Source organism: Streptomyces sp. NPDC058964 (assembly GCF_042741275.1).
Taxonomy (GTDB): Bacteria; Actinomycetota; Actinomycetes; order Streptomycetales; family Streptomycetaceae; genus Streptomyces.
In genome coordinates this window covers 1-7,927 of record NZ_JBHYKH010000123.1, presented here as the reverse complement: position 1 = coordinate 7,927, position 7,927 = coordinate 1, and the positions used below count along the sequence as shown (strand labels likewise).

Sequence of the window (7,927 nt, the reverse complement as noted above, 5' to 3'; positions counted from 1 at the left end):
TCCCGCTGGGCTCAAACCCCAGATGTCGCCGGTTAAAATCCGTACCCCTCTACTGACGGCCGCGGGGCCCGGTTCGTCCGCTCCGGGCCCTTCGGCGTTTGTCGTTGCTTGCGTGGGTGGCGTGGGTGGCGTGGACGCGCGAAGCCCCGGTCTCCAAGGTAGTGGAGCCGGGGCTTCGCGGAGCGTGGGTTCAGGCGGATGCGCAGGCGGGGCAGGTGCCCCGGTAGGTGACCTCCACGTCCGAGACCGTGAAGCCGAAGCGCTCCGAGTCGGGGAGGTCGGCCAGCGGGTTGCCGACCGGATGGACGTCGCGGATCGCGCCGCACCGTGCACAGACCAGGTGATGGTGCGGCCGGTGCGCGTTCGGGTCGTACCGCTTCGCGCGCTTGTCCGTGCTGACCTCGAGGACCTCACCGAGGGAGACCAGCTCGCCCAGCGTGTTGTAGACGGTCGCCCGGGAGATCTCGGGCAGCTTGGCGACGGCCCGGGCATGGACCTCGTCGGCCGTCAGATGAACATGCTCTCCGTCGAGAACCTCGGCCACGACACGCCGCTGCGCGGTCATCCGCCATCCGCGTCCGCGCAGCCGTTCCAGAAGGTCGCTCATGAGGACCAGCCTAACAGCAAGGGGACCCAAGTTCCGAATGGGTGTGAGTTTAGATAGACTCTTGTTTTAGATATTGTCTATTGTGAGATCGAGGCGACTTTGGTCAAGCGGCAGGAATCGTCGGGAACGGCGCCGGAGGCGTGCGTGACGCAGGGAGGGCCGTTCCAGGCGGACCGGCCGCTGTGGCGCTCCACTCCGGTCATCGGCGTGACCGGCAACCACGCCGCTCCCGGGCCGATGGTGACTTCGGCGGGTGGCTGGAGGTGACGGTGCAAGCCCTGCGCGGCTGACGCACGGCGGTCGCCGGACAGCTTGCCGACGCGGCGGGCCGGATCCCCGGGCGGTCGGGGCCCGGCCCGTTTCGCGTGCTCAGAGCGCCGGTGCCGGCTCCCGTGCGGGCGCCCAGCAGCGGATGATGTCGCGGACCGAGACGATCCCGGCGGGTTCGCCGTGATCGAGGACGATGAGGTGCCGGAAGCCGCCGTGCGCCATGGCGCGGGCCGCCTCCTCCAGGGTCCAGGTGGGGGCGGCGAACACGACGTTGTTGGTGGTGTGGGCGTGGGTTCGCTCCGTGTCCGGGTTCTGGCCCAGGCCCACGGAGTTCAGGATGTCGCGTTCGGTGAGGATCCCGATCCCGCCCGCGTCGGGATCGAGGACGACGGCGGCGCCCACGCGGCGGGCGGACATCAGTGCGGCGGCTTGGCGGAGGGTGTGTGCTGGGCCGATGGTGAGGACCACCGTGCTCATGGCGTCTCGGACGAGCATGGTCTGGAGCCACCTCCTAAGAATCGCTGCGATAGTTCAGCGATTCACAAGTTCACAAGTGGGGGTCCTCTCAGGGTGGCAGGTAAAGCGGAGGTCAACAAGGGGGCGCGCGCGGCCGATTGAGGGCGTGCGTGATCGTCCCGTGCCGCTCAGTAGCGCTGGTTGAGATACCCCAGCAACTCGTCGTGCAGCAGACCGTTCGAAGCGGCCGCGTTGCCGCTGTGCGGGCCGGGGCGGCCGTCGAGGCCGGTGAACGTGCCGCCGGCCTCCGTGACGATGATCGCGTTGGCGGCCATGTCCCAGAGCGAGAGTTCGGGCTCGGCGCAGATGTCCACCGAACCCTCGGCGACCATCATGTAGGGCCAGAAGTCGCCGTACGCGCGCGTGCGCCAGACCTCGCGGGTGAGGTCGAGGAAGCCGTTCAGGCGTCCCTGTTCCTCCCAGCCGGAGAGCGAGGAGTACGCGAACGAGGCGTCCGAGAGCCTGGAGACGCGCGAGGCGTGGATGCGGGTCGCCGAGGACAGGCTGCGGCCGGTGAAGGCGCCGTGCCCCTCCGCCGCCCACCAGCGGCGGCCGAGGGCGGGGGCGGAGACGACGCCGACGACCGGCCGGTAGCCGCCCTCGCCCGCCTCCATCAGGGAGATCAGCGTGGCCCAGACGGGGACGCCGCGTACGTAGTTCTTGGTGCCGTCGATCGGGTCGATCACCCAGCGGCGTGGGCCGGTGCCCTCGATGCCGTACTCCTCGCCCAGGACCGCGTCCCTGGGACGGGCCCGCTGGAGCTGCCCGCGGATGAGCTCCTCGGCGGCCTTGTCCGCTTCGCTCACCGGGGTCATGTCCGGCTTCGTCTCGACCTTCAGGTCGAGTGCCTTGAAACGGGCGGTCGTCGCGGCGTCGGCCGCGTCCGCGAGGACGTGGGCGAGGCGCAGGTCGTCGAGGTAGTCGGGCATGAAACGAACCGTATCCGTCGTGGTCGGTACGCGGCTACAGGGGATCGGTTCGCGGCTGCCGGGGAGCGGTGCGTGGTCGGCGGGGACCGTTTCCGGAGAGTGCGCGCGGGCGCGCCCCGGGGTGACCCGCGTGCGGTGGCCGAAGGGCGCCCCTCGGTGCCCTCGCGAACCCTTGACAGTGCATTCCCGCGCGTCAAATCTGGGCGCAGAGCCGCTCGCCCCAGGGAGGCGATGATGCCTGCAGCGCGGGAATCCCTACTGGACGCCGCGTACACGGCGCTCGCGCGCCGGCCGTGGTCCGCCGTGCGGATGGTGGACGTGGCCGCGGCGGCCGGGGTGTCCCGGCAGACCTTGTACAACGAGTTCGGGAGCAAGGAGGGGCTGGCCAGGGCGCTGGTGCGCCGGGAGGCCGACGGGTATCTCGCGGGGGTGGAGCGCGCCCTCGCCAGTTCGTCCGAGCCCCGCGACCGGCTGACCGCCACCGCCGAGTGGACAGCCCTGGCCGCCCGTGAGAACGCCCTCGTGCGCGCCATGCTCACCGGCTGCTGGACCGAGCGTCTGCCCTCCCCGACGCTCTCCGCGGTGCCCTCCTCCTCGGCCGTACCGGCACAGCGCCGGGCTGACGGTCCGCTGCCGTCGCCCGGCGACTTCGTGCACCTCGTGCGGGACCGCGCGGTGGCGGTGCTCGCCGGCCCCGGCGGCGTGCGGGGCGAGGGTGCCGAACTCGTCCGGTCCTGTGAACTCGTCGTACGGCTGGCACTGTCCTGTGTGTCCGCTCCGCCGGGCGAGGGCGAGGGCGGGGTCGCCGAGCTGGTACGCGGCGCCCTGTTACGGAGCGAAGCCGAGAGCTCGGGGGAGCGTGCACGGCGTCGCGGGGCAGGCGGGGATCCGACGGCAGGGCCTAGTGGGCCGAGCCCGACAGCTGGAGCCCGATGACGCCGATGATGACCAGGCTGATCGACACGATCTTCAGCGTGGACACCAGGTCGCCGAGGAAGATCATGCCGTAGATCGCGGTGCCCGCGGCTCCGATGCCGGTCCACACGGCGTAGGCGGGGCCCACGTCCAGCTTCTTGAGGGAGAGGGTGAGCAGACCGAAGCTGCCGAGGGCGAAGGCGCAGAACGCGATGGTGGGCCACAGGCGGGTGAATCCGTGGGAGAGCTTGAGGCAGACGGCGAAACCGGTCTCCAGCATTCCGGCCACGATGACCAGCAGCCACGCCATGTGCTGTCCTCCCGTATGTCCGGCTCGGTGCGATTATGCACTTGCCGGGCTCGGGCACGGCCAAACACCGCGGCGCTCAGTCGCCCTCCTTGCGCTCCCGCGTCGCCAGCAGCCGGCGCAGTGAGTACAGCCGCGCGGGATCCGCGTGCCCCTCGGCCACCCACTGGTCCAGCGCGCAGTCCGGCTCGTCGTGGCTGCACGCGCGCGGGCAGCCCTCGGTGCCCGGCCCCAGGTCGGGGAATGCGTGGATGACACGGGAGGCGTCGATGTGCGCCAGGCCGAAGGACCGTACGCCCGGGGTGTCGACGACCCAGCCGTCCGCGGAGGCGAGCGGCAGCGCGAGTGCCGAGGTGGTGGTGTGGCGGCCGCGGCCCGTCACCGCGTTCACATGACCCGTGATACGCCGGCGCTCCATCGGGACCAGCGCGTTGACCAGCGTCGTCTTGCCCACGCCCGAGTGGCCCACGAAGGCCGTGACCTTGCCGTCGAGGTGCTCGCGGACACGGTCGGCCGCGCCGCCGTCCTCCAGCTCCTCGCGGCTGGTGACGACGTAGGGGATGTCCAGGTCGCCGTAGAGCTCCAGAAGCTTGTCCGGCGGGGCCAGGTCCGACTTGGTCATGACCAGGAGGGGGGTCAGGCCGCCGTCGTAGGCGGCGACCAGACAGCGGTCGATCAGACGCGGGCGGGGTTCCGGGTCGGCCAGGGCTGTGACTATGGCCAGCTGGTCGGCGTTGGCGACGACCACGCGCTCGTACGGGTCGTCGTCGTCCGCGGTCCGGCGCAGGACCGAGGCGCGCTCCTCGATGCGGACGATGCGGGCGAGGGTGTCCTTCTTGCCGGACAGATCACCGACGAGGGCCACCCGGTCGCCGACCACCGCCGCCTTGCGGCCCAGTTCGCGGGCCTTCATCGCCATGATCGGCCGGTCGTCGACGAGGCACGTCAGGCGGCCCCGGTCCACCGTGAGGACCATGCCCTCGGCCGCGTCCTCGTGTTTGGGCCGGATGTTCGTGCGGGGTCGGTTGCCCTTGCGGTTCGGGCGGCTGCGGATGTCGTCCTCGTCGGTGTGCTTGCCGTAGCGGCGCATGGCGGTGAGTCCCCTACGCCCTGTCGCTCCCGAGCATCGCGGTCCACATCTCCGGGAAGTCCGGGAGGGTCTTCGCCGTCGTCGCCACGTTCTCGATCTGTACGCCCTCGACCGCCAGGCCGATGATCGCTCCGGCGGTTGCCATGCGGTGGTCCTCGTAGGTGTGGAACACGCCGCCGTGCAGGCGGCGCGGACGGATGTGCAGGCCGTCGGCGGTCTCGGTGACGTCGCCGCCCAGCTCGTTGATCTCCTTGGTGAGCGCGGCCAGGCGGTCCGTCTCGTGCAGGCGCAGGTGGGCCACGCCCCGCAGGGTGGAGGGGGAGTCCGCGAGGGCGGCGACGGCCGCGATGCCCGGGGTGAGCTCGCCGACGTCGCCCAGGTCCACGTCGATGCCGTGGATCGCACCGGAGCCGGTGAACTCCAGGCCGTACTCGGTCAGTTCGCAGGAACCACCCATCTCGGTGAAGATCTCGCGCAGCCGGTCACCCGGCTGGGTCGTCCGGGACGGCCAGTCCGGGACGAGTACCTTGCCGCCGGTCACCAGGGCCGCCGCCAGGAACGGCTGGGCGTTCGACAGGTCCGGCTCGATGGTCAGATCGCGGCCGAGCAGGGCGCCCGGGGTGACCCGCCAGACGTTCGGCTCGCCGCCCGACTCCGGGGTGTCCACCTGGGCGCCGACCGCGCGCAGCATGTCGACGGTCATCCGGATGTGCGGCATGGAGGGCAGCGAGGCACCGGTGTGGCGGACCTCGACGCCCTGGTTGAAGCGAGGGCCGGACAGCAGCAGCGCGGACACGAACTGGGACGAGGACGAGGCGTCGATCGACACCGGGCCGCCTTCGAGCGCGCCGCCACCGTGCACCGTCAGCGGCAGCGTGCCCCGGCCGTCGTCGTCGATCCGGGCGCCGAGCACGCGCAGCGCGTCGATCACGCCGTTCAGGGGACGCTCGTACGACCTGGGGTCGCCGTCGAAGCGGACCGGGCCGTCGGCCAGCGCGGCGACCGGCGGCAGGAAGCGCATGACCGTGCCGGCGTTGCCGACGTCGACCGTGGCCGGGCCGTGCAGGCCCGTCGGGAACACGCGCCAGGCCTCGCCGGCGCCGTCCGGGCCGCCCGCGACGGAGGAGCTCGAAGACACCGTCTCCTCGATGCCGACGCCCATGGCGCGCAGGGCACCGGCCATCAGCAGGGTGTCCCGGGAGCGCAGCGGGCGGCGCAGCCAGCCGGGCTCGGAGGCGAGGGCGGCGAGCACCAGGGCGCGGTTGGTGACCGACTTCGACCCGGGCACGTGGACCGTCGCGTCGACGGCTCCGCTCGCGTGCGGGGCGGGCCAGAGGGCGGTGTGTGCGGGGTTAACGGTCATGCGCCCCACTTTAGTGGCTGGGGGACAACGGGGATCTTGATCGAAAAGCGGTGAAACCGGAGCGAAACCTCGACAGGGGAAATGCCGTGCATATATGCGCGTGTAGAACGGCCCCGACAGGTCCGGACCTGACTCAGACCTCCAGCAGCCAGCGCCCGCCACCGATCAGTGAACTCAGTGACACCACGTGGAACAGGAACAGCCACATCGCGGCCGGAACGTTGGTGAGCCGGGCCAACTGGTCCGCGTCCGAGTCACCGGCGCCGCCGCGCGCCCGCTTGGCCTGCAGTTCGAAGGCCGGACGCACCCCGCCGACCAGCAGGAACCACACCACCGCGTAGGCGAAGGCCGCCTGCACCTGCGGCCCGGTCAGCCAGGACACCAGCAGGAACGCCCCGCCCGTGACGATCACGGTCAGCGCCCCGTACGCGTTGCGGATCATCACCAGCATGGCCACCAGCAGCGCCGTGGCCAGCCAGAGCAGCAGCGTGATGTGCCCGGCGGCCAGCAGCGCGGCACCCCCGAGGCCCAGCAGTGGGGGAGCGGTGTAGCCGGCGGCCGCGGTCAGGATCATGCCGATGCCGGTCGGCTTGCCCCGGCTGACGGTGAGGCCGCTGGTGTCGGAGTGCAGCCGTATACCGGTGAGCTGCCGCCCCGAGAGCAGCGCCACCAGACCGTGGCCGCCCTCGTGGGCGATCGTGATGGCGTTGCGCGACAGACGCCACACGCCGGGCGGGATCACCACCGCGACCGCGGCGGCGAGAGTGGCGACCACCACCCAGAGGTCGGGGTCGGGCTGGGTGCCGACGAGACGGTCCCAGAGGCCGGGCAGCGCGGTGGCGGCGGTGCTGTCCATGTACTGGTTGCTCCCTCTGGTGGTTCGGAGTCTGGCAGTGTGGCACGTATGTGCGGACGGTATGCATCCAGTCGTAGGCCCGAAGATCTCGCAGGAATCTTTGAGATCGAGAAGTGGGAGCCCGAAGAGACCCTGGAGCCGGACTACAACGTGGCTCCGACCAAGGAGGTCTACGCCGTCCTCGACCGCCCGGTGAAAGACGCGGCGGACCCGCGGCCGGTTCGGCAGCTGCGCAGGCTCAAGTGGGGGCTCGTCCCCTCCTGGGCCAAGACGCCCGAGGGCGGCGCCCGGATGATCAACGCGCGCGCCGAGACCGTGCACGAGAAGCCGTCGTACCGCCGCGCCTTCGCCGCCCGGCGCTGCATCATCCCCGCCGACGGCTACTACGAGTGGGTCACCGGCACGCAGGAGCGGGACCTCGAGGTCGAGGGGAAGAAGAAGCGCCCGCGCAAGCAGCCGTACTTCGTGCTGCCCGCCGACGGGTCGGTGTTCGCGATGGCCGGGCTGTACGAGTTCTGGCGCGACCGCACGCTGCCCGACGACCACCCGCAGGCATGGTGGGTCACCTGCTCCGTGATCACGACGGAGGCGGAGGCGACGCCCCTGGCCGTCGCACCGGCCGAGGGGCCGTACTCGCTCGCCGAGATCCACCCCCGGATGCCGCTGATGCTGACGCCGGACCGCTGGGACGCCTGGCTGGACCCCGCCCGCACGGACCCGGAGGACCTGCGTTCCCTGCTGGAGCCGCCCCCGGCCGGCCTGATGCGCGCCTACCCGGTCTCCACCGCCGTCAGCAACGTCCGCAACAACGGTCCGGAGCTGCTGAAGGAGCTGGACGGGCCCGAAGAGGGCACACTCTTCTGACGTGACGACCGAGTCAGACCTGACGACCGAGATCATCGGCACGGACGCGGGTGACGCCCGCGTCACCTGGCACAGGGCCGAGAGGGCGCGGCTCGTGCTGGCCGCGAGCCACGGTGCCGGGGGCGGCATCGAGGCGCGGGACCTGCAGGCGCTGGCCCGCGTCCTGCCGGGGCACGGGGTGACTGTCGCGCTGGTCGAGCAGCCCTGGCG

The 7,927-nt window shown here is 71.4% G+C and carries 9 protein-coding genes and 1 pseudogene; 3 read left to right on the top strand and 7 right to left on the bottom strand.

Annotation, left to right across the window (positions count from 1 at the left end):
• Positions 1-190: 190 nt before the first annotated feature.
• From ACFW2E_RS17530 to hisN, 3 genes are all read right to left on the bottom strand, one after another.
• Positions 191-607: a Fur family transcriptional regulator gene (locus ACFW2E_RS17530; protein WP_384467291.1), complete on the bottom strand. Its 417-nt coding sequence runs from the start codon at positions 605-607 to the stop codon at positions 191-193.
• A gap of 369 nt (positions 608-976) precedes the next feature.
• Positions 977-1,372: a cyclic nucleotide-binding/CBS domain-containing protein gene (locus tag ACFW2E_RS17525; RefSeq protein WP_384467289.1), complete on the bottom strand. Its 396-nt coding sequence runs from the start codon at positions 1,370-1,372 to the stop codon at positions 977-979.
• 149 nt (positions 1,373-1,521) lie between these two features.
• Complete coding sequence (hisN, locus tag ACFW2E_RS17520) at positions 1,522-2,322, bottom strand: histidinol-phosphatase (protein WP_384467287.1); 801 nt, start codon at positions 2,320-2,322, stop codon at positions 1,522-1,524.
• 231 nt (positions 2,323-2,553) lie between these two features.
• Between hisN and ACFW2E_RS17515 the strand changes: the two genes are divergently transcribed.
• On the top strand, positions 2,554-3,258 hold the full coding sequence (locus ACFW2E_RS17515) for a TetR/AcrR family transcriptional regulator (protein WP_384467285.1): 705 nt from the start codon (positions 2,554-2,556) through the stop codon (positions 3,256-3,258).
• On the opposite strand, the gene ACFW2E_RS17510 is transcribed toward ACFW2E_RS17515, so the two are convergent.
• The 4 genes from ACFW2E_RS17510 to ACFW2E_RS17495 all read right to left on the bottom strand — a co-directional run bounded on the left by ACFW2E_RS17510 (position 3,224) and on the right by ACFW2E_RS17495 (position 6,853).
• Positions 3,224-3,547, bottom strand: coding sequence for a DMT family transporter (locus ACFW2E_RS17510; protein WP_384467283.1), 324 nt, complete (start codon positions 3,545-3,547; stop codon positions 3,224-3,226). The genes ACFW2E_RS17515 and ACFW2E_RS17510 overlap by 35 nt on opposite strands.
• A gap of 76 nt (positions 3,548-3,623) precedes the next feature.
• Positions 3,624-4,634 (bottom strand): ribosome small subunit-dependent GTPase A, encoded by a 1,011-nt coding sequence (gene rsgA / locus ACFW2E_RS17505; protein WP_384467281.1) that lies wholly within the window; start codon positions 4,632-4,634, stop codon positions 3,624-3,626.
• Between the two features lie 13 nt (positions 4,635-4,647).
• Complete coding sequence (gene aroA, locus ACFW2E_RS17500) at positions 4,648-5,997, bottom strand: 3-phosphoshikimate 1-carboxyvinyltransferase (protein WP_384467279.1); 1,350 nt, start codon at positions 5,995-5,997, stop codon at positions 4,648-4,650.
• 133 nt (positions 5,998-6,130) lie between these two features.
• Positions 6,131-6,853 carry a M50 family metallopeptidase gene (locus tag ACFW2E_RS17495; RefSeq protein WP_384467277.1) on the bottom strand — a complete coding sequence of 241 codons (723 nt, stop codon included), beginning with the start codon at positions 6,851-6,853 and terminating at the stop codon, positions 6,131-6,133.
• Between the two features lie 48 nt (positions 6,854-6,901).
• On the opposite strand from ACFW2E_RS17495, the gene ACFW2E_RS17490 reads away from it, so the two are divergent.
• Both ACFW2E_RS17490 and ACFW2E_RS17485 read left to right on the top strand, forming a co-directional pair.
• Positions 6,902-7,717, top strand: coding sequence for an SOS response-associated peptidase (locus ACFW2E_RS17490; protein WP_384467275.1), 816 nt, complete (start codon positions 6,902-6,904; stop codon positions 7,715-7,717).
• A 19-nt stretch (positions 7,718-7,736) separates the two neighbouring features.
• Positions 7,737-7,927, top strand: a pseudogene (locus tag ACFW2E_RS17485) (hydrolase); the annotation flags it as partial.